Source organism: Pseudomonas sp. J452 (assembly GCF_024666525.1).
Classification (GTDB): Bacteria; Pseudomonadota; Gammaproteobacteria; order Pseudomonadales; family Pseudomonadaceae; genus Aquipseudomonas.
Window position 1 is genome coordinate 1,879,623 of the sequence record NZ_CP088294.1, and the last position, 23,905, is coordinate 1,903,527.

General features: G+C 63.7%; 24 protein-coding genes and 1 pseudogene. 16 read left to right on the top strand and 9 right to left on the bottom strand.

Annotated features, from left to right (window positions below):
* The first annotated feature begins 54 nt into the window (after positions 1–54).
* Genes LRS11_RS08360 through LRS11_RS08370 form a run of 3 tightly spaced genes read left to right on the top strand, consistent with a single transcriptional unit; the run spans position 55 to position 2,011 of the window.
* Complete coding sequence (locus tag LRS11_RS08360) at positions 55–1,026, top strand: glycosyltransferase (protein WP_260496382.1); 972 nt, start codon at positions 55–57, stop codon at positions 1,024–1,026.
* Positions 1,023–1,418, top strand: a complete 396-nt coding sequence (locus tag LRS11_RS08365) for a GtrA family protein (RefSeq protein ID WP_260496383.1) — start codon at positions 1,023–1,025, stop codon at positions 1,416–1,418. The genes LRS11_RS08360 and LRS11_RS08365 overlap by 4 nt, the downstream gene beginning before the upstream one ends.
* The gene (locus LRS11_RS08370) at positions 1,415–2,011 is read left to right on the top strand and encodes a hypothetical protein (protein WP_260496384.1); all 597 of its coding nucleotides are present in this window, start codon (positions 1,415–1,417) and stop codon (positions 2,009–2,011) included. Before LRS11_RS08365 ends, LRS11_RS08370 begins: the two co-directional genes overlap by 4 nt.
* A 119-nt stretch (positions 2,012–2,130) precedes the next feature.
* Here the strand turns inward: LRS11_RS08370 and ppa are convergent, their stop codons facing one another.
* Positions 2,131–2,658: an inorganic diphosphatase gene (ppa, locus tag LRS11_RS08375; RefSeq protein ID WP_173209685.1), complete on the bottom strand. Its 528-nt coding sequence runs from the start codon at positions 2,656–2,658 to the stop codon at positions 2,131–2,133.
* Positions 2,659–2,736: 78 nt separating this feature from the next.
* Positions 2,737–3,564: a zinc-dependent peptidase gene (locus LRS11_RS08380; protein WP_260496385.1), complete on the bottom strand. Its 828-nt coding sequence runs from the start codon at positions 3,562–3,564 to the stop codon at positions 2,737–2,739.
* Positions 3,565–3,681: 117 nt separating this feature from the next.
* Between LRS11_RS08380 and LRS11_RS08385 the strand changes: the two genes are divergently transcribed.
* Positions 3,682–5,232: a protein kinase gene (locus LRS11_RS08385; protein WP_260496386.1), complete on the top strand. Its 1,551-nt coding sequence runs from the start codon at positions 3,682–3,684 to the stop codon at positions 5,230–5,232.
* Positions 5,233–5,271: 39 nt separating this feature from the next.
* On the opposite strand, the gene LRS11_RS08390 is transcribed toward LRS11_RS08385, so the two are convergent.
* Entirely contained in the window at positions 5,272–5,727 is a 456-nt protein-coding gene (locus LRS11_RS08390) for a GNAT family N-acetyltransferase (RefSeq protein ID WP_260496387.1), read from the bottom strand.
* Between the two features lie 296 nt (positions 5,728–6,023).
* On the opposite strand from LRS11_RS08390, the gene LRS11_RS08395 reads away from it, so the two are divergent.
* The 9 genes and pseudogenes from LRS11_RS08395 (at position 6,024) to LRS11_RS08435 (ending at position 15,269) form a co-directional block, all read left to right on the top strand.
* Positions 6,024–6,251, top strand: coding sequence for a hypothetical protein (locus LRS11_RS08395; RefSeq protein ID WP_260496388.1), 228 nt, complete (start codon positions 6,024–6,026; stop codon positions 6,249–6,251).
* 684 nt (positions 6,252–6,935) lie between these two features.
* Positions 6,936–7,176 (top strand): annotated as a pseudogene (locus LRS11_RS22470) (methyl-accepting chemotaxis protein); the annotation flags it as partial.
* Positions 7,177–7,355: 179 nt separating this feature from the next.
* Entirely contained in the window at positions 7,356–7,946 is a 591-nt protein-coding gene (locus LRS11_RS08405) for a hypothetical protein (protein WP_260496390.1), read from the top strand.
* A 35-nt stretch (positions 7,947–7,981) separates the two neighbouring features.
* Positions 7,982–8,974, top strand: coding sequence for a response regulator (locus LRS11_RS08410; protein ID WP_260496391.1), 993 nt, complete (start codon positions 7,982–7,984; stop codon positions 8,972–8,974).
* A gap of 72 nt (positions 8,975–9,046) precedes the next feature.
* Positions 9,047–9,415, top strand: coding sequence for a response regulator (locus tag LRS11_RS08415; protein WP_260496392.1), 369 nt, complete (start codon positions 9,047–9,049; stop codon positions 9,413–9,415).
* Positions 9,416–9,522: 107 nt separating this feature from the next.
* Positions 9,523–12,684 carry a GAF domain-containing protein gene (locus tag LRS11_RS08420; RefSeq protein ID WP_260496393.1) on the top strand — a complete coding sequence of 1,054 codons (3,162 nt, stop codon included), beginning with the start codon at positions 9,523–9,525 and terminating at the stop codon, positions 12,682–12,684.
* Positions 12,685–12,995: 311 nt separating this feature from the next.
* Entirely contained in the window at positions 12,996–14,348 is a 1,353-nt protein-coding gene (mpl, locus tag LRS11_RS08425) for a UDP-N-acetylmuramate:L-alanyl-gamma-D-glutamyl-meso-diaminopimelate ligase (RefSeq protein WP_260496394.1), read from the top strand.
* Between the two features lie 2 nt (positions 14,349–14,350).
* Positions 14,351–14,980 (top strand): flavin prenyltransferase UbiX, encoded by a 630-nt coding sequence (ubiX, locus tag LRS11_RS08430; RefSeq protein WP_260496395.1) that lies wholly within the window; start codon positions 14,351–14,353, stop codon positions 14,978–14,980.
* Entirely contained in the window at positions 14,973–15,269 is a 297-nt protein-coding gene (locus LRS11_RS08435; RefSeq protein WP_260496396.1) for a YceK/YidQ family lipoprotein, read from the top strand. The genes ubiX and LRS11_RS08435 overlap by 8 nt, the downstream gene beginning before the upstream one ends.
* 39 nt (positions 15,270–15,308) lie before the next feature.
* Here the strand turns inward: LRS11_RS08435 and LRS11_RS08440 are convergent, their stop codons facing one another.
* The 4 genes from LRS11_RS08440 to LRS11_RS08455 form a co-directional block, all read right to left on the bottom strand.
* On the bottom strand, positions 15,309–16,490 hold the full coding sequence (locus LRS11_RS08440) for an acetyl-CoA C-acetyltransferase (RefSeq protein WP_260496397.1): 1,182 nt from the start codon (positions 16,488–16,490) through the stop codon (positions 15,309–15,311).
* A gap of 296 nt (positions 16,491–16,786) precedes the next feature.
* A complete protein-coding gene (locus tag LRS11_RS08445; protein WP_260496398.1) occupies positions 16,787–17,428 on the bottom strand; it encodes an NAD(P)H-binding protein in 642 nt (213 codons plus the stop codon).
* 69 nt (positions 17,429–17,497) lie between these two features.
* On the bottom strand, positions 17,498–19,207 hold the full coding sequence (locus LRS11_RS08450) for a C13 family peptidase (protein ID WP_260496399.1): 1,710 nt from the start codon (positions 19,205–19,207) through the stop codon (positions 17,498–17,500).
* 220 nt (positions 19,208–19,427) lie between these two features.
* The gene (locus LRS11_RS08455) at positions 19,428–19,883 is read right to left on the bottom strand and encodes a MaoC family dehydratase (RefSeq protein WP_260496400.1); all 456 of its coding nucleotides are present in this window, start codon (positions 19,881–19,883) and stop codon (positions 19,428–19,430) included.
* A 163-nt stretch (positions 19,884–20,046) separates the two neighbouring features.
* Here LRS11_RS08455 and LRS11_RS08460 point away from each other — a divergent pair, with 163 nt between their 5' ends.
* The 3 genes from LRS11_RS08460 to LRS11_RS08470 are packed head-to-tail and all read left to right on the top strand — an operon-like array spanning position 20,047 to position 21,723.
* Positions 20,047–20,409 carry a CidA/LrgA family protein gene (locus LRS11_RS08460; RefSeq protein ID WP_260496401.1) on the top strand — a complete coding sequence of 121 codons (363 nt, stop codon included), beginning with the start codon at positions 20,047–20,049 and terminating at the stop codon, positions 20,407–20,409.
* A 2-nt stretch (positions 20,410–20,411) separates the two neighbouring features.
* Positions 20,412–21,122, top strand: coding sequence for an LrgB family protein (locus LRS11_RS08465; protein ID WP_260496885.1), 711 nt, complete (start codon positions 20,412–20,414; stop codon positions 21,120–21,122).
* Positions 21,123–21,132: 10 nt separating this feature from the next.
* Complete coding sequence (locus tag LRS11_RS08470) at positions 21,133–21,723, top strand: LON peptidase substrate-binding domain-containing protein (protein WP_260496402.1); 591 nt, start codon at positions 21,133–21,135, stop codon at positions 21,721–21,723.
* A gap of 127 nt (positions 21,724–21,850) precedes the next feature.
* On the opposite strand, the gene LRS11_RS08475 is transcribed toward LRS11_RS08470, so the two are convergent.
* Positions 21,851–23,167 (bottom strand): bifunctional DedA family/phosphatase PAP2 family protein, encoded by a 1,317-nt coding sequence (locus tag LRS11_RS08475; RefSeq protein ID WP_260496403.1) that lies wholly within the window; start codon positions 23,165–23,167, stop codon positions 21,851–21,853.
* On the bottom strand, positions 23,164–23,877 hold the full coding sequence (locus LRS11_RS08480) for a DNA-3-methyladenine glycosylase (RefSeq protein ID WP_260496404.1): 714 nt from the start codon (positions 23,875–23,877) through the stop codon (positions 23,164–23,166). Before LRS11_RS08480 ends, LRS11_RS08475 begins: the two co-directional genes overlap by 4 nt.
* Positions 23,878–23,905 lie beyond the last annotated feature (28 nt).

Consider the following 23,905-nt stretch of genomic DNA (forward strand, 5'->3'; position numbering starts at 1 on the left):
CCCAGCCATCGACATCCATGCAGCATATTCTGAACCCTCAATATCTCTGAACCAATGAGCGCCACTTTCCCCAGCCTTGTCGTAGTCACCCCGGTCTTCGAGGATGCCGAAGCCTCTGCCCGCCTATTCGATGAGTTGGCTGCGGCTTTCGGCAAGCAGGTCTACGTGGTGGCGGTCGACGACGGTTCGGTGCACCAACCGGTCGATCTCGCGAAGATGAATGCGGTCGGGCTCCACGGCACAGTTATCCGACTGCGCCGCAATGTCGGCCACCAGCGCGCCATTGCGATCGGCATCGGCTACGTGGCGGAGCATCTGGGCACGGCGCAGGTCGTGGTCATGGATTCTGACGGAGAGGATCTGCCCGGTTCGATTCCAGAGTTGCTGAGGGTGCTGAGCACACCTGATGTGGATCTGGTCGTTGCTCAGCGCAAGACGCGTGTTGAGACGCTTCGCTTCAAGGCTTTCTATTTTCTCTACAAGCGGCTGTTCAAGGTATTGACCGGGCGAGAGATCAGCTTCGGCAACTTCATGGCGCTCAAGCCCGCAGCCGTCAAGCGTCTCGCCGCCATGCAGGAACTCTGGATCCACGTCGCCAGTTGCGTGCTGGGGTCGAAGCTACGGATCCGTACCTGTGCACTCGATCGCGGCCCCCGCTACGCCGGTCAGAGCAAGATGAACTTTGCAGGCCTGGCGCTGCACGGGTTCCGCGGTGTAATGGTGTTCGCCGAAGACGTGCTGGTGCGTGTCGTGATCGCCTCGGCGCTGATCGGTGCGCTGGCGGTGGTCGCAGGTCTGGCAACCATTGTTCTCAAAGTGTCGGGTTTCGCTACCCCAGGCTGGTTCTCGGTGGCGCTAGGTATCCTGTCGCTGGTCTTCCTGCAAACCGGATCCCTGGCGCTGATCAGCCTCATGCTCGCCGGTGTCGGTAAATCTGGCGCGCTTGCGCATGCGCCCTATGCGCAGTTCATCGAGTACGTCGAACACAGTGCCCCGTCGCCGACATGCAGCTCCGACAACCGATGAGTCTGGATTCGCGCGCCGCGGAGGTCGGGCGTTTCGTCATCAACGGCCTGTTTGCCACGGCGGTGCACTATGCCGCCCTGATCTTCAATCTCCGGGTGCTCGAACTCCCGTCGGCAGGCCTGGCCAATTTTTTCGCTGCCTGGTGTGGCATTGCTGCCTCTTTCATCGGTAGCCGCTTCTTCGTCTTTCGGAGCCGGGAGGCGCCGCTGGCGCGCCAGGCCACGCGCTTTCTCGCGTCCTATGCCGCGATTGCCTGTCTGCACGGGCTTTTGCTCTACGTCTGGACGGATCAGCTGCAGCGGGACTACGCCGTGGGGCTCGTCCTGGCCGCGATGATGCAGGCCGTGTTGAGCTACCTGGGCAACAAGTTATTGGTGTTCAGAACAGCATGAAGACAGGGAAATTCCTCACCGCTTCTATATTCTTCGTGGCGCTTACCGGCCTGATCTACTGGGCTCATGTCGCTTTCTTCCGGGTCGACGTGGTTTTTTACAGCGCGCTCCTCGATGGCGTTCTGGCCGCTTTGATCGCCGGTGTAGTCATTTGGCGTATGCACACCTTCGCCGTCTTTGGGCCCTTCGAGAAACTGCAGATGGTGCTGATCTGGCTGCTGACGGCCTACATACTCGCCATCTCGGTGCCGACCGTGGTCGATCGTTCGCTGTCCTTCTATATCCTTGAGAAACTGCAGCAGCGCGGTGGCGCGATTCAGCAAAGCCGCTTCGCCGAGGTCTTCACCCAGGAGTACCTCAAGGAGCATCGACTGGTCGACGTGCGCCTGACCGAGCAGCTCCAGTCGGGCACCATTCGCATCGTGAATGGCTGTGTCCACCTGACGCCCAGGGGCGACCATCTGGCGAGTTTCAGCCGCTTTTTCCGCACTCATCTGCTGCCCAAGCAGCGACTGTTGCTCGGCAGTTACAGCGACGATTTGACCGACCCGTTCCGGCACAGCGCTACGCAGGCCGATTACTTCTGCCAGTAAGTCATGCCAGGTATGCCTGTACGAGATTGACGGCAGGGGAGAGTTTGAGGGCTTGCAGGCTTTTCTCACCGGCAATAAAAAGGCCGGCTTGTGGCCGGCCTTCAGGGGGTGGTATTGGCTTATTTTTGGTAAGCCGCAACCGCCTTCAGAATTGCAGCACGGGCTTCGTCAGCGTTGCCCCAGCCTTCAACCTTGACCCACTTGCCCTTCTCGAGATCCTTGTAGTTCTCGAAGAAGTGCTTGATCTGCTCGATCAGCAGCGGAGGCAGGTCGGTGTATTCCTGTACGTCTTTGTAGATGACGCTCAGCTTGTCGTGCGGCACGGCGATCAGCTTGGCGTCACCGCCAGCTTCGTCGGTCATGTTCAGCACGCCAACCGGACGGCAGCGGATGACCGAGCCCGGGGCGACCGGATACGGGGTCACGACCAGCACGTCGAGCGGGTCGCCGTCGTCGGCCAGGGTGTGCGGGATGAAGCCGTAGTTGGCCGGGTAGAACATCGGGGTGGCCATGAAACGATCGACGAACAGGCAGTCGGTATCGTGATCGATTTCGTATTTGATCGGCGCGTGGTTGGCCGGAATCTCGATGGCGACGTAGATGTCGTTCGGCACGTCTTTGCCGGCCGGGACTTTGCTGTAGCTCATGGTGGACACCCCAGGGTTGGGCCAAAAAAAGTGGCGGGATTATAGGCAGATTCTCCCGGCGTTACTACGCCCAGTTGCTCAGCCTTTGGTCGGGGATTGGTTTTCCCGGTAGTCCGGGTGGCCGGTCTGCAGCCGCTGCAGGCGGGTCAGCGGATCCTGACGGTAGAAGGCCTGGAGCTGCGCGTAGACCGCTGGGAAGGCCTCGGCCAGCAGATCCGGGGCGCTGAAGAAGTATTCGCTGGTGACGGCGAAGAACTCCGCTGGATTTTCCGCGGCATAGGGGTCGATGGCGGTTGGCGCGTCCGGATCGGCATCGAGAATGGCGTTCATCTGCGCGTAGGCGGCCTGCATGGTGGCGGCCCAGGCGTCGACGCGCATGCTGCGGTGCAGCGGTGGCAGGCCGTTGGCGTCGCCGTTGAGCATGTCCAACTTGTGCGCCAGTTCGTGGATCACCAGGTTGTAGCCGTCCCAACCGCCGCTGGCTTGCACGCCCGGCCAGGCGAGGATCACCGGGCCGCGGTGCCAGGCCTCGCCGCTGTGTTCGGCCTCCCATTCATGTTCCACGCCGCTGGCGTCGCGGTGGCGCTGCGGGCTGACGAAGTCGTCCGGGTACAGCACGATCTCGTGGAAACCCTGGTACCAGTCGAGGTCAGCCAGGTGCAGCAGCGGCAGTTCGGCCAGGGCGGCGAGGGTCAGGCGATCCGCCAGACTCAGCTCGACGCCGGGCAGGGCGCTGAGGTGCTTGTGGTGGAGGAACAGTACGGCGCGGCGGAACAGGCGCTGTTCCTCGGCTTCGCTGAGCCCGTCGAGCAGCGCCAGGCGCTGGCGTACCTGCTGCCAGTGCTGGGTGGTGTAGGGCGCGCGGGCGAGGATGCGTCGCTGGCGCCAGGCACGAAATGACCACATGGATAAGGCTTCGTAGGCAGGGGCGACCACCTTATGCAGCCTGCACGGCAGCTGCAAGTCGGCGCTCGGCACAAAGGCTGCAGAGCCGCAGTATCAGCCTGGCGGTGGAGCGGCGCGATGTCGTTGCAATGGATAGAACAGCCAATCGCTGGCCTGGCGCTGGGCCAGGGCCTCGATCTGCCCGGGCAGGCCGCGCGCAGCCGGGCGGCCTGGATCGGCGCGCGGCAGGGTGATGCGCCGCTGTTGCTGGTTGCACTGCTCTGGGCACGCCAGTGCGCGGATGTGGTGCAGATTCTCGATGAACAGCTCGACGCGTTGTTCGCCGACTTCCTCTGCACCCCGCAGGGCTGGAGTGATACCCAGGCCGCCCGCCAGGTGCTGTCCGCGCTGAACCTGCGCCTGTTTCGCCAGCGCCAGGCGAGTGCGTCGCCCGCCGAGCTGAGCGCCGGGCTATTGCTGGTGCGGGCGGGCGAGGTGCACTTTCTGCAGGCCGGCAATATCGGCCTGTTGCGTTATCAGCAGGGCGTCTTGCAGAGCCTGGCTGGGCGTGCGGAACAGTATCTCGGGGTGCAGGCCGAGCTGGCGTTGGTGCAGCATCATTTGCCGGGCGAGGCGGGTACGGCTTTGCTCCTGGCGCCGCAGCCGCTGTTCGAGGTGGCGGACCTGCAGGCTTTCCGCTCCGCCTGTGGTGACTTGCCCGGCAGCGCTGTAAGCGCGGCGCTGACACCGCTGTTGCAGGCACCGGGGGCTGCGGTGTTGCTGCTGCCGGAAGCCCTGTCCGCAGCAAGGTCGTATGAGGACTGGCAGCCACTGCCGTGCGTGGCGCAGGCGCAGGTTGGCATGCGCCTGGATGGCTGGCTGCTACAAGCCGAATGCCCCTATGGCCCAGTCGGACGAGTGTTTCAGGCATGCGCCGAGGATGGCCGTGAGGCGCTGCTGTGGTTGGCGGCGGGTGCCGCCGACGAGGCCTTCTGGCAGCGTGAGTGGGTGTTGCGCCGCTGCAGTCTGGCGGCACTGCCACAGGTTGTTTCGCCCCGTCAGCCGCGCCGTTCTGCCTATCTGTTGTTAGAGCCGCCGGCCGCGGACATGTGCAGCCTGAGCCAGTGGCGGAGCGCGCGGGGCAACCTGGAGGCGGCCACACTGCTGCCCCTGCTCGGGCAACTGATCGATGCCGTGCGCGCTTTGCAGCGCCGCGGCATGCAGGGCTTGTGGTTGAACCCGCGGCAGATTCTGCTCAACGAGCAGGGGCGCTTGCTGCTCTTGCCGGAGCTGGCGGCGATCCTGCCGGGCGTTCCGTGCCAGCGGCTGCCAGCCGAGGCCTTGCCCCTGGCCCCGGAAGTGCGCGCGGCGCAGGCGGTGGATGGACGGGCCGAGCAGTTCGCCGTGGCGGCGCTGGCCTATTGGCTGCTCTGTGGGCAATGGCCGGAAGCGGCGCGTTCGGTGGTTAATGGCAGCGGTCGCTATGTGCCGCTGGCGCGACTGGTCGAGGGTGTGCCGCTGGGCTGGGATGGCGTGCTGGCCCGCGCGCTGGCGCCCCAGGCCGGGCAGCGTTACGAGGCGTTGTCGGAATTGCAGTTCAACCTGCAGCAGTTGTTCGAGCAGGATGCGGTTGCACGCAGTTCAACTGGCTGGCTGGGGCGCTGGCGGCGCTTGTGGCGCCCGCGCTGAGTGAAGCGGCCCCCAGCTTTGCGCTGGGGGCTGTGCGGCTCAGTCTTCGTCGAGGGGCAGGACGAAATTCTTGAACTCGGTGTCCTCGCGGAAACCGATCGACTGGTAGGTCTTGTGCGCAGTATCGAAGTTGACGCTGGAGGCGACACGCATGCGCACGGCGTTGGTGCTCTTGGCCATCTGCTTGGCGGTCTGCAGCAGGCGGTCGGCGACTAGCATGCGGCGGGCGTCTTCGGCGACGAAGATGTCGTTGAGGATCCACACGCGCTTGAGCGACAGCGAAGAGAAGCTGGGGAACAGCTGGCAGTAGCCGAGCGCCTTGTCCTCGTCGTCGGCCAGGGCCAGGTAGATCACCGATTCCTTGCGGCTGAGGCGGTTCTCCAGGAACTTGCGCGACGAGTCCGGCAGTGGCAGCTCGCCATAGAACTCACGGTACTTGATGAACAGCGGAGTCAGCAGGTCCAGATGCTCCAGGGTGGCTTGGACGATGCGCATAGCGGGCCTCGGCTTTTATGGAGTGGTGTGGCTGGCAATGCAGATGCTGTGCCAGTGGTCAGGCTTGATCCTGCCTAATGCAACTGGAAAGCGCAATCCAAGCAAGCGTTTGATTTAACTCGGCTCGCCGAGCAAGGCCGTCGGCGGTTCTAAGTGTGCCGCTTCCAGGCGGGCCAGTTCAGGCAGCTGGCGTCATCCGGTACGGCTCGCGGTGGGCCACCACGCTCTGGTTCAGGCCCTCCAGGCGCACGTTGACGCAGCAGACGCGGTCTTCGCCCAGGGAGCGTAGGTGAAATATGCGCCATAGCCCCAACCGGCTGTGCGCTGGCGCCGCTGAAGGCGCGGCAGCAATTGCCATGCTCGGGGCCGCCGCTCATGCGTTCAGAGCTGCCTTGGCTGATATGAACCGACGAGCGGCCCCTTGCCGGGATGGCCTTGAGTGGCAGGGCGCGATCGAAAAAATCGCGCAGAAATGCTGGCAGATTGCCATTTTGCTAATGGCTTTTGCTTTTGCCGAGGGGTAGGCTCGGGTGAAAGATTTCTGGCGCCAGTTTTGGCGTCGTGCCATGTCGCCGTTCAAGTTTGTCTGCCCATGGCAGATATCTAACGGTAGAGATGCCAGCCAGACCCCGTTGCGGCAAGCACGTTGAACCAGCGTTCAGGGTGCAGGACACAGGTGGTACAGGGGCGATGTCAGGCTGGGGTGGTCGGCGGTTGCTTGCGCCGAACGTGACTGAATGCATTTGTCGAGATCATCTATGTCGTTGTCGCTCAGCGCTCCCTGCTTCTGCCTCCAGCCATTGCACAACATGGTTGGCACCCTGGCCGTTACCGGCACCAGCGTCACGGGGGAGAGCTCCCCGTTCGGTGTGATCACCCTGGTTTTGTTATTGCTGGTCGCTGGCGTCGGCTTCTGGCTGCTGCAGGCCAAGCATGCTCGAGCGCTGGAGGCCGTGCAGCGGGCCCTGGCCGATAGCGAAGCGCAGCGCCGCAACATGCTGTTGCCTGAGGTGCTTGAGCAGCATCAGCAGCAGAGCCGTGAAGAACTCGATGCACTCCGGCAAAGCCTGGCGCAGAGCCAGCAGCAGGCCCAGCAGGAGCTCTATGCCCTGCAACAGGAGTCCGAGCAGACCCGCCAGTCCCTGGAACAGGAAATTGGCCATCTGCAGCGCGCACGTCAGAGCGTCCTGCAGGAAATGGCCGGCAAGATGGTGCAGATTGAAACCTCGGTGCAGGAGTTGCTGGATATAACCGCGACCATCGATCGCTGGCATGAAGGCATGAACGGCATCATGGTGCACAACAAGATCATGCAGAAGCAGATCGGCGACTTTAAGGGCATCGTCGGCCAGATCGCCATTCTGTCGCTCAATGCGGCGATCGAGGCGGCACGCGCGGGTGAGTCCGGGCGCGGCTTTGCGGTGGTGGCCGACGAGGTGCGCAAGCTCTCGACCAGCGCCGAAACGCTGAACGAGGACTACCGCACCAACCTGAACAAGAACGCCCTGATCGCCACCCTGGCGTTTCAGGATGTGCAGGCTGGCGGCAACATGATCGTGACTGCCATCCATGGCGTGCAGAGCCGGATCAGCAGCCTCGGGCAGACCCTGGAAGGTGCCAACTAAGCCATGCGCACAGCCAATTACGAGCTCGATGCGACGCTGTACAAGTTGCTGCAGGTGGCATTGGAACAAACCCTGAAGGCCTGCGCGCCCTCTATGCCTTGGGTAACCAGCAAGGTCGAAGCGCTGGGTGAGCTGCGCCATGAGCACTGCCTCGTCCTGACCATTTCCTCATTCAAGTTCAAGATCATGTGCCTGCTGCATCACTCCATGGATGCGGCCAATCGCACTTTCGTGGCGCAGGCGACCGCCACCAAGCTCGAAGACCTCGAGGACTCGGTGTACACCGACTACCTGATGGAAATGAGCAACAGCTTCTGCGGCAACCTCAAGCGTCTTTTGCAAGGCAGTTGCCCGCCGCTGGGGATGTCCACGCCGAATTTCCTGGAGCGCGCCAGCCTCAACTTCGACAACCTCAAGCTTGCGCACTGCGTGCATGTGCGAGCGCAGGAAGCCGTCGGCGCCCCTTCACTCTTCGCGGCCAGTGCTCTGGTCATCGCCAGGCACGAAGGGGATTTCACCCTGCAGCCGTATCAGGATTATGTCAGCGAAATGGACAGCGCCGCCGACAGTTCAGGAGAACTGGAACTGTTTTAAAAGCCCCGAATTCCAGTACAGAGGGTCGCGTCCATATGATCGGTTTTGACAAGCAACTCGTCAGCAAAGTGTTGATCTTCGAGGATGCCGCCGTCGCCCAGGGTCAGTTGAAGGCATTTTGCAGCGAGCACGGCCTGATTGGCCTCAAGCAGGCCAATCAATCGGCCATGAAGATGCTGGCAGCCAATATCGATCTGGGGGCGGTGCTGATTTCAGAAGGCAGCACCGACATCGTCGCAGGGATTGCCAACGGCTTCGAGCTGGCCAGGCGGGTTCATCAGTTGCGCCGGGAGCTGCCGATTTTCATTCGCCGTGAAGGCCGTGCCGACCTGGACGATCTGGCGCCTGAGCAACGGGCCGGGATTGCCGGTGCCTACGATATCGAGCGCCCGGAAACTCTCAAGCTGCTGCTCGACCAGTACCTGGCCGACACCGAATACCCCATCTCGCTGATTCGGCGCATTGAAGAAGTCACCCACAGCTCCCTGACGGCGCTATTTCGTGACATCGAGGTGAGCAACGAGCTGCCTTACCTGGTCAAGGACAAGCTCACCTATGGCGATATCCTCAGCCTACTGCCGGTGGAATCGCCCTGGTTCAGCGGCTACATGATGGTGCAGAGCGAAGAGCAGCCGATGATCGAGCTGATCAAGGCTGGCCGCACCGCCATCGATGGCCGGGCCGTGGATTTTCGTGACGTCATGGGCATGCTTAGCGAAATCACCAACCTGGCCTGGGGTGGCTTGAGAACCCGCTTGCTCGCACTGCACCCGCCGACTGTGGACGACAGCACGCGAATCAGCGTGCCGATCACGGTCAACCAGTACAAGGAATACATTTCCTTTGGCACCGATCGTTCGCAGCTGTGCTTCAAGTACACGCTGCGTGACGTGCATGGCCAGTTGGCGCCGGTCACCCTGTTCCAGAAATTCATTTTCAATATTCGCTGGTCGCCTGAGGAGTACCTGCAGGCCGACGAAAACAAAGTGGAAGACTTGGTTGAAAGTGGTTGCCTCGAATTGTTCTGAGTCAACTGCCGTACTGCCAACAAGATGATTAATAGCAGTTTGGGCTGCATAGAAAAGGTAAGGCTGAATCCAATGGCACAAATACTCGTAGTAGATGACAGCGCCGCGATCCGTAACGAAGTCGCCGCGTTCCTCAAAGCCAATAACTTCACGGTGGAAACCGCAGTCGACGGCAAGGATGGGCTGGTCAAGCTCAAGGCCGATCGAGCCATCAAACTGGTCATTTCGGACGTCAACATGCCGAACATGGACGGCCTGACCATGGCCGAGAAAGTGCGCAGCGAGCTGGGCAACCAGACCGTCAACATCATCATGCTGACCACCGAGAATGACCCCAACATGAAAAACCGTGGCAAAGCGGCGGGTGTCAAGGGCTGGATCGTCAAACCATTCAACGGCGCCAATGCACTGGGCGCGATCCAGAAACTGGTGGCCGGCTAAGGCGCAACGCCTGCCGTTGTAAGTAACTGATCGGTCATAGGCTGCCGATAAGGATGCCTAGCTTCATCGCTGGAATATAAAAATAAAGAGTCCACTATGGTGATTGCATGCCAACGCTCAAGCTCAGTTTCAATCAAAAGGTAGCCCTTGGGTTCGCCGTCATCCTGCTGTTGTTGACCATCTCTGGCGCAATGTCCCTGTGGACTCTTAGCGACATCAGCAGCTCCAACGAGCGCGTTCACGAAACGGCCGTTCCGGTGGTCAGCGAGGTCAACAAGGTGCAGATTCGCCTGTTGAAGCTGGCCAACCTCAGTGCGCTGGGTTTCAACGCGCTGAGCGAAGAAGACATCCGTCCCTATCGCGATGACTTCGAAAAAGGCGCCACCGAGTTCGCCGAGGGCTTCAAGACCCTTGAGACCCTGGCCCAGGCCGACCCGCAGCGGGCGGCCCTGGTCGCCGACATCAAGAGTAACTACGAAACCTACGCCGTCGCCGTGCGCAAGATGTTCGACGCCAAGCTGGCCGTGTTGATCGCCAAGCAGCAGGTCGAGGATGAAGTCGGCGTAGTCATGGAACGCTCCGACGACGTCGGCTTCGCCTTCCTGGAGATCGTCAACTTCCGCGCCCCGAGCCGGGCGCTGGAAAAGGATCTGAGCCTGGCCCAGGGCTTCGCCAACCAGGCCGATGCCCTGATGGCGGGCGTGGCCAAGGCGGCCCAGGAAATTCAGAACGGCGAGGATCTCGAGCGCCTGGATAGCGCCCAGGACGACTTCGAATTCATCATCAATGGCGCGATGTTCTGGTTCGACAAAGCCATTCCCTTGTTCCAGCCGATGGACGACGCCGACATCATCGCTACCGCCCAGAGCAGTGTCGAAGCCCTGCGTGCGCGCCTCAAGGCCACGCCGAATCTGGTCGACTTCAAGCGCGAGCAACTGACCCAGGCGCAAACCGCCCGGGAACAACTGAGTGCTTCCAAGGCAGCGGTAGAGAAGTCGGTAGCGGGGCTGGACGAGGTTCTGGTGTCCGCAGACGCCCAGTTCAATCGCCTGCAAGCCGAGCTGGGCGACAGCGTCAGCTTCGGTTTCAAAAGCACTATCGTGATCCTGATCATCCTGCTGGGCCTGGCGACGCAGAACTTCAACTCCATGCGCTTGGCCATCCGCAAGAAGATGATCGACCTGGCCAAGCTCAACGGCATCGGCGGCACCCTGGCCGCCGCGCGTGATCAGGACACGGCGCTCGAGCTAGTGCTGCACGCCATGTACGAGAAGATCGGCATCGAGCGCGGTTCGGTCTACCTGTTCAACAAGGATAACGAACTGGAGGCGAAAGCCTTCCTGCCGCCCAAGCAGATGGACGGCGCACCGTCGGCGATCACCTTCACCATGGGTGAAGGCGTGATCGGTCGGGCGGCGGCTTCCAAGCAAGCACTGTTCGTGCCGGATACCAGCCGTGACCAGTCCTATGTCGGCGGTGAGGGCGAGAAGGCCAAGGCCCTGCTCTGCGTACCGCTGGTCGACAAGGACATCCTGATCGGCGTGATGAACTTCTCCGGCGAAGTGAACAAGGTGGCCTTCGCCGACAGCGACTACGAGTTCGTCGCCTCGGTGGCGCGTTCCCTGGTCACCACCATCAAGAACATCCGCATGGTCGAAGTGATCGAGGAACATAACCGCACCCTGGAGCGCAAGGTCGAGGAGCGTACTGCGGCGCTGAAGCAGAAGAACGAAGACATCGCCAACATGTTCTCCAACATGCACCAGGGCCTGTTCACCATTGTCGATGGCGGCCTGATCCATCCCGAGTATGCGGCGTACCTGGAGACCATCTTCGAGACCAAGGAAATCGCCAACCGCAACTTCGTCGACTTCATGTTCAGGCGCTCGACCCTGAGCGCCGATGTCATCGATGCGGCCTCCACTGCCGTGGCCTCTATCGTCGGCGAAGACGCGATGATGTATGAGTTCAACTCGCACCTGCTGGTGACCGAGCTGGCCCTGGAGTTCAGTGACAAACCCAACAAGCTGATCGAGCTCGATTGGGACCCGATCATCGATGACCAGGATGTGATCACCAAGCTGATGGTGACCGTGCGCGATGTCACCGCGCTGAAGGAGCTGCAGGCCGAGGCCGAGGGGCAGAAGCAGGAGCTGATGATGATCGGCGAGATCCTCTCGGTGGATGCCGACAAGTTCAGCGACTTCATCGAAGGCTCGGCTTCCTTCGTCGACAAGTGCCGGACCATCATCGAGGAAACCGAGCAGAAGGATCTCGGCAAGCTGGCCGAACTGTTCCGCAACATCCACACGGTCAAGGGCAATGCCCGCACCTATGGCCTCAAGCACATCACCGATACGGTGCACCGCATCGAAAATACCTACGATCAGCTGCGCAAGAACGAGGACATGCAGTGGCAGCCCCAGGAGCTGCTGAGCGAGCTGGCTTTCGCCGAGCAGGCGATCAAGGTCTATAGCGGCATCTTCAAGGATAAGCTGGGGCGTGATGGCAAGCAGGGGATTGCCGGGGCACGGGTCGACCGAGAGCAGATCAGCCGCCTGCTGGAGAGCATTGCCGCGCTGTCCGATACCGAGCTGCCGGCCAATGTGATCAGCATCGTGCGTGATACCTACCACTCCCTGGCAGCCATCGATGCCGAGCCGCTGGAGTCGGTGATTGCCGATGTGCTCAAGTCGGTGCAGTCGCTGGCGGAGGAGCTGGACAAGCCGGCACCGCTGGTGGTGATCGAGGATCACGATATATACACGCGCAAGGCCGCACACGGCATGCTCAACAACATCTTCATGCATGTGCTGCGCAATGCCGTGGACCATGGTATCGAGGCACCGGCCGAGCGCCGCGAGAAGGGCAAGGCCGAGCAGGGCAGTATCCGCATCGACGCGGTGGAAGACGACGGTGCGGTCAGCTTCGCCGTGCGTGACGATGGCCGCGGCATCGCGTTGGGCAAGATATTCGCCAAGGCCGTCGACATGGGACTGTACCCGGCCGATGCGCCGCGCCCGGCGGCCAGCGAGATCGCCAACCTGATCTTCACCTCCGGTTTCTCCACGGCCGATGAGGTCACTGAGGTGTCGGGGCGTGGCGTCGGCATGGATGCGGTGCGCGAGTTCCTCGAGTCCGAAGGTGGCAGCATCGAGATCAAGCTGGATGCCGGTGACGAGGGCGCGGACTACCGTGGCTTCACCACACTGATCCACCTGCCGGCCTCGCTCTGCGTGATTCCGCCGGAGTTCGCCCGGGCCAGTTGAGTTGTTTGCGGGCGCTCACTGTCTGCCGGTGAGTGACCCCGCAGCGCCTGGCAGGGCATCTACCTGCCAAGTGTTTTTATCCTGCCGATCTGTGCCCGCACCGTTGTAGGTGCGGCGCACGCTCTGCCGCTAGCCGCTGTGCTAACCTGCGGCAAATTCTTCCAGGCCTTTATCCGGCCATGTGAGCGCCTCCTCTTCGGCGCTGTCGTGCAGATATCTGCTCGACTGCAGCCGTTGCTGCGATCGGGCAGTCCGTCGTCAGTCATGCGGCGTATTCACAGGGCGGGTGAGGGTCGTTCTTGGGGTTATCCATGCATATCCATATTCTCGGCATCTGCGGCACTTTCATGGGCTCCCTGGCGGTCCTGGCGAAAGAGCTGGGCCATCGCGTCACCGGTTCCGATGCCAACGTCTACCCACCGATGAGCACCCAGCTCGAAGCCCAGGGCATCGAGCTGATGCAGGGCTATGAACCGGCCCACCTGCAGCCGGCACCTGACCTGGTAGTAGTCGGCAATGCCTTGAGCCGTGGTAACCCGGCGGTGGAATACGTGCTCAATCAGGGCCTGCCTTATGTTTCCGGCCCGCAGTGGCTGGCCGATCATGTGCTGCAGGGGCGCTGGGTGCTGGCCGCTGCTGGTACCCACGGCAAGACCACCACCAGCAGCATGCTGGCCTGGGTGCTGGAGCACGCCGGCATGAGCCCGGGCTTTTTGATCGGTGGCGTGCCGCAGAACTTTGGCGTGTCCGCGCGGCTGGGCGGCACGCCGTTCTTCGTGGTCGAGGCCGACGAGTACGACAGCGCCTTCTTCGACAAGCGCAGCAAGTTCGTCCACTACCGCCCGCGCACCGCGATCCTGAATAACCTGGAATTCGATCACGCGGATATCTTCCCGGATCTGGCGGCCATCGAGCGGCAGTTCCACCACCTGGTGCGCACCGTGCCGGGCGAGGGGCTGATCATCCATCCGCAGGCTGAGCAGGCGCTGCAGCGGGTCATCCAGATGGGCTGCTGGACTCCGGTGCAGACCACCGGTGACGGCGGCCAGTGGCAGGCCAAGCTGCTCCGCGCCGACGGCTCGCGCTTCGAGGTGTGGTTCGACGAGGCGCTGATGGGCGTGGTCGAGTGGGCGCTGACCGGCCAGCACAACGTCGCCAACGCCCTGGCTACTCTAGCTGCGGCGCGGCATGTCGGCGTGGTGCCGGAACTGGGCATCGCCGGCCTGTCCAGCTTCAAGAGCGTCAAACGGCGCATGGAGAAGGTCGCTGAGGTCAACGGCGTGACCATCTATGACGACTTCGCCCACCACCCGACCGCCATCGCCACCACGCTGGACGGCCTGCGCAAGCAGATCGGCGATGCGCCGCTGATCGCGGTGATCGAACCGCGCTCCAACTCGATGAAGCTCGGCGCCCACCGCGACGGCTTGCCAGGTTCGGTCACCCAGGCCGACCGCGTCTACTGGTACGCGCCGGCCAACCTGGGCTGGGATCTGGCCGCTACCGTGGCCTCGTCCAGCGTGCCGACCGAGGTCTGCGACTCGCTGGAGGCGATCATCGCCGGGGTCAAGGCCCACGCCGCGCCCGGCACCCAGGTGGTGGTGATGAGTAACGGCGGCTTTGGCGGCCTGCATGGCAAGCTGGCCAAGGCGCTGGAGGAGTAAGCATGTCTGGTCCCGAGCGCATCACCCTGGCCATGACCGGCGCTTCCGGCGCCCAGTACGGTCTGCGCCTGCTCGACTGCCTGGTGCAGGAAGAGCGCGAAGTGCATTTCCTGATTTCCAAGGCCGCGCAGCTGGTGATGGCCACCGAAACCGACGTGACCCTACCGGCCAAGCCACAGGCCATGCAGGCGTTCTTGAGCGAATACACCGGCGCCGCGCCGGGGCAGATTCGTGTGTACGGCAAGGAAGACTGGATGGCCCCGGTGGCCTCCGGCTCCGGCGCGCCGGCGGCCATGGTGGTAGTGCCGTGCTCGACCGGTACCCTCTCGGCTATCGCCACGGGGGCCTGCAACAACCTGATCGAGCGTGCCGCCGACGTGGCCTTGAAGGAGCGTCGCCAACTGATCCTGGTGCCGCGCGAGGCGCCGTACTCCAGTATCCACCTGGAAAACATGCTCAAGCTGTCCAACCTCGGAGCGGTGATCGTGCCCGCTTCGCCGGGCTTCTATCACCAGCCGCAGACCATCGACGACCTGATCGACTTTGTTGTCGCGCGCATCCTAAACCTGCTGAATATTCCTCAGGATATGTTGCCGCGTTGGGGCGAGCATCATCTGAGCAGCGATGATTAAGTTCTCGGGATTAAGCCTGGCGCTGCTACTGATCGGGCTGCTGCCTGGCTGCGCCAGCGTACGCACCCTGGATGCGGCCAAGCCTGGGGCACCGATCATCTACTCGGGAACGCGGCTGGACTGGTATGCGCTGCAGGGTGGTTGCTGCCCACTGGACCGCTTCGGTGCCGAGGCGCCCAAATACGCGGGAGTCGATTTGCCCGCCAGTGCCCTGCTGGACACTCTGTTGCTGCCATTCGCCGTGGCCGCCGAGCTGGGTGTCGGGCTTGGGGTCAGCGGCGGTAACTGAGTCGGCGCGGGCCTTGCGCCCGCGTCGACGTTCTTTCTGTTAGGCGCGCTCGACTGCCAGGGCCACGCCCTGACCACCACCGATACACAGGGTGGCCAGGCCTTTCTTGGCGTCGCGGCGCTGCATCTCGTGCAGCAGGGTCACCAGCACGCGGCAGCCGGAAGCACCGATCGGGTGACCGAGGGCGATGGCGCCGCCGTTGACGTTGACCTTGTCCAGGCTCCAGCCCAGTTCCTTGGCTACCGACAGGGCCTGGGCGGCGAAAGCCTCGTTGGCTTCGACCAGATCCAGATCCTCGACGCTCCAGCCAGCCTTGCTCAGTGCGCGGCGAGTGGCCGATACCGGGCCGATGCCCATGATCGCCGGGTCGACACCCGAGCCTGCCGCAGCGGCGATGCGCGCCAGCACCGGCAGCTTCAGTTCGGCAGCCTTCTCGGCGCTCATCAGCAGCACGGCGGCGGCGCCGTCGTTGAGGGTGGAGGCGTTGCCGGCGGTGACGCTGCCGTCTTTCTGGAAGGCTGGCTTGAGCTTGCCCAGGGATTCGGCCGTGGTGCCGGCGCGCGGTTGTTCGTCGCGGGCGAAAGCCACTGGCTCGCCTTTGCGCTGCGGGATCATGACCGGGGTGATCTCGTCGTCGAAGCGACCGGCTTCCTGGGCGGCGCTGGCACGCTGCTGCGAGGTGGCGGCGAAGGCGTCCTGCTGTTCGCGGCTGATCTCGTACTTGGCCGCCAGGTTCTCGGCGGTGATGCCCATGTGGTAGTCGTTGAAGGCATCCCACAGGCCGTCCTGGATCATGGTGTCGAGCAGCTTGCCATGGCCCATGCGCATGCCGCTGCGAGCCTGCTGCATGACGTAGGGTGCCAGGCTCATGTTCTCCTGGCCGCCGGCGATGATCACCTCGGCGTCGCCGCAGGCAATGGCCTGGTAGCCCAGCTGCACGGCCTTGAGGCCCGAGCCGCAGACCTTGTTGAGGGTGAAGGCCGGCACCGTGTGCGGCAAGCCGGCCTTGATCACGCTTTGGCGGGCCGGGTTCTGCCCGGCGCCGGCGGTGAGCACCTGGCCGAGGATCACTTCGTCGATCTGCTCGGCACTGACGCCAGTCTGCGCCAGCAGGCTGCGGATTACCGTGGCGCCCAGTTCGACAGCGGGAATGGCGCTCAGTGCGCCCTGAAAGGCGCCGATGGCGGTACGGGTGGCGGCGACAATCACGACTTCGCGCATAGGTTCTCCGGTGTCTGGCAGTGAGTGTGGCCCTGCGTGTGGGCAGGGTGGGCCTGTACGTGGATAAGCGCGGACAGGCCAGGGAGGGCCGAGTTTAAAGCGCCGGCAAGGCAGTGAACAGCGCGGCGGTTTGCCAGCGAGGGTTAGCTTGCCTGTTGCGAGTTGCACCCATGGTGGATAAGCCCTGCGTTATCCACCTGCAAAGCTTGCCAGTGCGTATGGACTGAGAAGCGGCGCCGCATTTTCCACCGATAAGCCAAGACCGGAGCCGGTCTCGTGAGGGGTTGAGCGGCGGCTTAGCGGCCGAGGCGGCGCAGCTCGTCGGATTCGACGATGCGCACGCCATCCCCTTCTTCCAAGGCCAGGCGCCACAGCGCGCGTGCCAGGGCGGCGGCCTGGATGCCGCGGTACTTGCCGGGCAGCCAGCGCATGAAGGGCGCGGCCAGTTGTTCGCCGAGACGGAACTCACTACGTGCGCCGAGCAGCAGCGAGGGCCGGACGATGGTCAGTTGCGGCCAGTCCTGGGCGATCAGCGCCTGCTCCATCTCGCCTTTGACGCGGTTGTAGAACACCCCGGATTTGGCGTCGGCACCCAGGGCGCTGATCACCAGCAGATGCCGCGCACCCAGTTCGCGAGCGCGTCGGGCGAAGGCCAGTACCAGGTCGTGGTCGATGGTGCGGAAGGCCTCCTGCGAGCCAGCCTGCTTGAGGGTGCTGCCCAGGCAGCAGAAGGCGACATCGATGCGGCCTTGCAGCTGTGGCAGCAGGTCGGTCAGTTCGCCGACCGGGTTGTCCAGGTGCGCATGTTCGGCCAGCAGGCGGCGGCTGGGGGCCAGCACGCGGTTGATGGTCGGCTCGCTGAGCAGGCGGTCGAGCAGGTGTTCACCGGTGAGTCCGGTGGCTCCGGCGAGCAGGATGTGCTGGGGCGTCAGGTACATGCTGGGTTACTCCACTGATACAACCAGCTTAGAAGTTTTTGCTCGTTCAGGTATGCGTGCTATGCCGCTTTATTCAGCTTTCTTCACAGTGGCGCTCTCCAGTGCCAGCTTGGCCTGGCTTTCGCGCAGGGCCTTCCACTGCTTGAGTACGGCGGGCGGCGCCCATAGCTGGGGCTCGGAGGCCTGGAAGTCTTCGGCCTTCTCCCGTTCGGCAACTTTTGCCTTGGCCAGTTCGAAGGCGCGCTGCAGATCGTCGGTTTCGTTGAGAGCATCGGCGAACAGGGCGCGGCCGAAGTAGGTGAAGTCGTTCTCCTCGGAGCAGCCGAAGGACACCCGGTCGGCACGGGCGGCGGTCATCACCAGGGTCTTGGCGTCTTTCAGCAGCGGGATGAAGCCGCCGGAGTAGCAGGCCGAGATCACCACCACCTTGTGCCGCTCGCGCAAGGGTTGTAGCAGGGCCGCCAGCTCGCTGGCCGGCAGGCTTTCCAGCTGCAGGCGCGGCTGGTCGATGCTCAGTTGGTGGTCACGCGAGCCGTGGCTGGTCAGGTAGATGAACACCAGGTCTTCCGGCCCGCTGCGCTCGGCCAGGGCGCGCACGGCACGGGTCAGGCTCTCGCGGGTGGCCAGCGGGCGGTCGGCGAGGTGGTCGCGGTGGTTGATCAGGCTGATGTTGCCGCGCGCATTGAAGCGCTCGCCGAGCAGTTTGCTGACGTAGTCGGCCTCGCGCAGGAATACGCTCTGCTTGCCGTCGCCAGCCAGGGTCAGGCTGTACAGCTCGGTGCTCGGGGTGGAGGCGGGCAGGGCGGCGATGGCCTGGTCGAGCAGTTTGCCCTGCTCCAGCAGGCCCAGCTCCAGTGCGTCTGGCAAGGCGGCGCCTTGGGCGTCGCGGATCAGTTTGCCATTTTGCCAGGTGCCGCTGCGCTGCTGGCCATCGGCGAGTGTCAGGGTGCCCTCGCTGGCGTACTCGTTGTTGGCGAAGCGGCCACGGTAAACGCTGCCGTCGGTGAGGGTCAGCTCACCCTCGCCGTGGAAGCGCCAGTAACGGAACTCTCCGAGGTAGTGACGGCCATCGGCGCCTTTGAATTCGCCCTTTCCCTCCAGTGAACCGTCTTTGAAGCGGCCCAGCCAGACATCGCCATCGGCATTCTGGAAACGTCCCTGGCCATGGAAGCTGTCGTCGCGGAAGCCGCCGCTGTAGCGCTCACCGTCCACACCCTGGTAGCTGCCTTCGCCATTCAGCACGCCATCCTTGAAGATGCCGCTGTATTGGTTGCCGCCTTCGCTGCGGGTGCCCGGGCCATTCAGCTCGCCGCGGGTGAAGCGCCCCTGGTGGCGGGTGCCGTCCGGCCATTCGAGCAGGCCGAGGCCGTGGTACTTGTCCTTGCGAAAGCCGCCGCGGTAGCTCATCTCGCCCTGCTGCAGGTGACCTTCACCCTGCAGGCGGCCCTGCTTGAAACCGCCGGTGTAGCTGCTGCCGTCGGCGTAGGTCAGCGTGCCCTGGCCATCGAACAGACCCTGGCGGAACTGGCCGACATAGCGCTCGCCGCTGGCGCCGCGCCATTCGCCCTGGCCGTCGCTCTGGCCGTCCTTGAAGTTGCCGGCGTACCAGCTGCCGTTGGCGTAGTCGAGGCGCCCTTCGCCTTGCAGCAGGCCATTGATGACCTCGCCGCGATAGCGCCCGCCATCGGGCAGTACGGCATCGGGTGGCAGCAGGGGTTCACCGTCACCGCAGGCGGCGAGCAGCAGGGCGAGGGTCAGCGGAGCAAGGAGGCGGGGCATGGTGGACGTCCTGGTCGGTGCATGCTTGAAGTATGCCGCAGTGGGCCTGCGGCACCAATGCGAACGGGGCGCCCAAGCGCCCCGTTAAAATTTAGGTTTTGACCGTCACGAGCGAAGGTGAGGCAAGGCGAAAGCAGGCGAGGAAGCGGAGTTTACGTATGTAAATGAGCATTCCGAGCCTGCTTTCAACACAGCATCGCCGAGTGCAGTAGGTCAAAATTCAGACGAAGCACAGGCTCAGTTGCTCAGCGATGTAAGCTGGTTTCTCTTCGCCTTCGATCTCCAGGGTCGCCTGGGCCTTGATCAGCCACTGGCCGGCACGCTTCTCGGTAATCTCGAGGACGCTCATGGCCAGGCGCACACGCGAGTTGACCTTGACCGGCTGGATGAAGCGCACGCTGTCGAGGCCGTAGTTGACGGCCATCTTCAGGCCTTCGGGCATGATCATCAGGCTTTCCATCAGCTTGGGCACGAGCGACAGGGTGAGGAAGCCGTGGGCGATGGTGCAGCCGAAGGGGGTGTGCTTGGCCTTGACCGGGTCAACGTGGATGAATTGGTGGTCGCCGGTGCATTCGGCGAACTGGTTGATGCGTTCCTGGTCGATGGTTATCCATTCCGAGCGTCCAAGCTCTTTGCCTACATAGTCTTGCAGTTGCGATACGGGTACGAACGGCATAGATCCTCCTTGAAGGATGCTGGTTACTTGTTGTTTTTTCTGATGAACCTAGCTGGCCCTAGATCATCATGACTCGGCACGAGGGTCAAGCCGAAAGTCGCGGTATATAGCGTTGCTGTGGGCGTGTTTATAATGGCCGCGCCATCCCGTCGGAGACTTCCCCATGCTGCTGCGCGGCCTGACCTGGCTGGTGCTGTTCCAGCTGCTCGGCACTGCCCTCAATGTGCTGTTCCTGCCCATGCTGCCGGGGCCGATCATCGGCATGCTGCTGCTGTTCGTGTTCCTCCTGCTGCGGGGTGAAGTGGGTGAGCCGCTCAGCCAGGCCGCCAGCGGCTTGCTGCGTTACCTGCCGTTGCTGCTGGTGCCGCCGGCGGTAGGCGTGATGGTCTATGCCGAACAGATCGCCGCCGACTTCTGGGCGCTGGCCGGGGCGCTGGGGCTGTCGTTGCTGCTGTCGCTGCTGTTTGCCGGCTGGCTGATGCAGAAGCTGATCGAGCGCCAGGCGCACCGCGAGGATCAGGCATGACGCTGGATTGGCAGGGCGCGCTGCAGGCAGTCATTCATCACCCGCTGTTCGGTGTCGGTATCACCCTGGCGGTGTACCAGCTGTCCCTGGCCGCCTATGAAAAGACCCGCTGGGTGTTCCTGCAGCCGGTACTGGTGTCGATGACCGTGCTGATCGGCGTGCTGCTGGCCTGCGGCCTGAGTTACACCGAGTACCGCGACAGCACCTTCCTTCTCAGTGTGCTGCTGGGGCCGACCACCGTGGCCCTGGCCGTACCCTTGTTCCTCAATCTGCGGCGGATTCGCCAGCTGTTCTGGCCGGTGCTGATCACCCTGCTGGTCGCTGGTGTGGTGGCAACCGCGCTGGGTGTGGCGCTGGCCTGGCTGTTCGGCGCCGAGCGCATGATGCTAATGACTCTGGCGCCGAAGTCGGTGACCTCGCCGATCGCCATGCTGGTGGCCGAACAGATCGGTGGCGTGGCCGCGTTGGCGGCGGTCTTCGTGCTGATCACCGGGGTGCTGGGCGCCATGTGCGGACCGGAGTTGCTGCGCCGCATCGGCGTGCATCATCCGGCGGCGCAGGGCATGGCCCTTGGTCTGACCGCTCATGCGGTGGGCACGGCGCGGGCGCTGCAGGAGGGCGAGGAAAGCGGTGCCTTCGCCGCGCTGGCCATGAGCCTGATGGGCGTAGTCACTGCAATTGCCCTACCGTTGGTGGTAGCGCTGATCGCCTGAGGATGGCTGCATGAATTTTCCGCTGTTCCCGTTGAATACCGTGCTGTTCCCCGGCTGCATGCTCGACTTGCAGATCTTCGAGGCGCGCTACCTGGACATGGTCAGTGCCTGCATGCGCCGTGGCGAAGGTTTCGGCGTGGTCGGTATTTTCGCGGGGCGCGAGGTCGGTGTGGCGGCCGAGCGCTTTGCGGCGGTAGGTTGCGAGGCGCTGATTCGCGACTTCCAGCAGCGCCCCAATGGCCTGCTGGGGATTCGGGTCGAGGGCGTGCGGCGCTTTCATGTCGAGCAGATCGAGGTGCAGGCAGACCAGCTGACCCTTGCCGAGGTCACCTGGCTGGATGAGACGGCGGATGCGCCGTTGTTAGCCGAGCATGCCGACCTCGCCGCGCTGCTCAATGCACTGGTCGAGCACCCGCTGGTTGCCGGGCTGGGCATGGGTGGGGCGGTCGCCAGCCAGCAGGCGTTGGCCAATCAATTGGCCTACCTGCTGCCTTTCAGTGTCGAGCAGAAGCTGCAGGCGCTGCAGCTGGCTGATCCGGGGCAGCGCCTGGCTTATATCCAGAGTCTGCTGGATCAGTTGCAGGGCGAGATGATCGCCTGAGCTTTGTATAGGAGATTGCCGCCGTCTTCGATGGAGCGCTGTCGCGCAGCAAACTCTGTAGGAGCCAGCTTGCTGGCGATGCTTTTTACCTGCCAGGATCGCCAGCAAGCTGGCTCCTACAGGGCGCTCAATAACGATATTGCTGCAGCGCCTCTGGTAACGCCCAAGCACTGACTGCGCCGAGCAGAGCCAGGCTGGTGGGCAGTACCAGCCACCAGGCCTTGGCGCTGAGTGGCGCGAGCGTGGTGCGACGCTGCAGGACGGCCAGGCAGGCGGCGCAGACCGCGCCCGCCAGCAGGGCGCCGGCCAGGATGTCGGTCGGCCAGTGCACGCCCAGGTACACCCGCGACAGGGCGATGGCTATGGCCGGCAGACAGGCCAGCAGCAGCCAGGTCAGGCGTGTGCGCGCCGGTGCGCCACGGCCGGCAAGAATGCCGATGGCGAGGAAGAAGGCGAAGGCGGCCGAGCTGTGCCCGCTGGGCAGGCTGAAGGTATCCAGTGGCTGCAGCAGCACATCCGGACGCGCGCGAGCGAACAGGTGCTTGAGACCGGTATTGGCCAGCGCGGTGAACAGCATGCAGCTGGCGACCAGCAAGGCAGCGTCGAGGCGCCGGCAGGCCAGCAGCAGGCCTGTCAGCAACACCCCGGCGGCGGCCTGGGTGGCGAAGTTGCCGAGCCCGGTGATCAGCAGGGCGATGCTGTCCATGGCGCTGCTGCGCTGTTCCTGCATCAGTGCCATCAGGCCCTGGTCAAGGGTGCTCAGGTGCGGTATTCCCAGCAGCAGGGCCGCTAGCAGGGCGGCGCTCAGTCCGGCGGACAGGGCCGTAGCCCAGCGCTGTTCACGCAGGCTGCTGTGGATCACCAGCAGCAGCATCAGGGCGATGGCGGCGGCGACTATCCCGGCGGCGCTCCAGAAGCCTTCCGGCAGGGGCAGGCGCAGGGCGGCGCCGGTGGCCCAGCCTGGCAGCATGTAGGCCACTGCCCAGCCGGCGGCGGCCAGCATGCTGACCAGCATGAAGCGCACGAACGGCATGTCGAGCATGCCGGCTACCAGCGGCAGCATGGGGCGCAGCGGGCCGATATAGCGGCCGACCAGCAGGCTGACCACGCCATAGCGCTGGAAGTAGTTTTCCGCACTGCCCAGCCATTCGGGGTGGTCGCGCAGTACCGGCAGGCGGCGGATGCCCTGGTGGAAGCGGCGGCCCAGGCCGTAGGAAATCGCATCGCCAAGCAGGCCGCCGGCGTAGGCCAGGAGCACGGTTTCCCACAGCGTCAGGGCGCCACTGCCGGCCAGCACGGCCAGGGTGAACAGCACCACGGTGCCCGGAATCAGGATGCCGGCTACGGCCAGGCACTCCAGGCAGGCGATTAAGAAGATGGTCAGGCCCAACCACTCCGGGTTGGTTTCCAGCCAGAGAGTCATGGTGTCGAACCATTGGCTCATGGGTACAGCTCCTGTGGTGGTAGCAAATGATAATCCTGGCCCTCGCGCTGGCCGCGGCGCAGCGGGTTGCGCGTGCACTGGCGGGCGAAGGTGGCGTCGACGAAGCGGTACGGCAGGTGTTCGTCGCGCCCGCTGGGGATGCCCAGGCGGGTAGTCTGAACGATCTGCGCCGGTATTTCGCCGACATCCTCGACAAACAATCGCTGCGCATCGAAACGCTGGGCGTCCCAGTCCGGCACCTTGAGGCCCAGGCTACGGCACAGCAGGGTCTGGCCGGCGCACAGCCTGGTTGCCGGGCGTGGGCTGCCATCGGCGGCCGGATTGTTGGCCTGCATGCGCGCCAGGGCGTCGGCAGCGCAGTGCCGATCCAGCCAGGGCGCGGCGGACTTGATCAGCACGGCATTGCCTGGCCCCTGGGCGCTGAAGTTCAGCGAGTCGCCGCCGCGGGCGTAGTACATGTAGATGTGCCCGCCGTCGAGGAACAGCGCGCGGCGTTTCTCGGTGTAGCCGAGCGAGGCATGGCTGCCCTTTTCGGCGGCGTAGTAGGCCTCGGTCTCGATGATCCGGGCGGCCAGCCAGTGGCCCTGATGACGATGGCGAATGACTTTGCCCAGCAGGGCGCGGGCCAGGGTCTGCGCGTCGCGATCGAAGAACGCGGCGGACAGCGGGCGGGCTTCCGCCCAGGGCGGTGGCGCTGGGGTGGCGGGCATCGGGGTGCCTGTGGCTAGGGTGACGGGC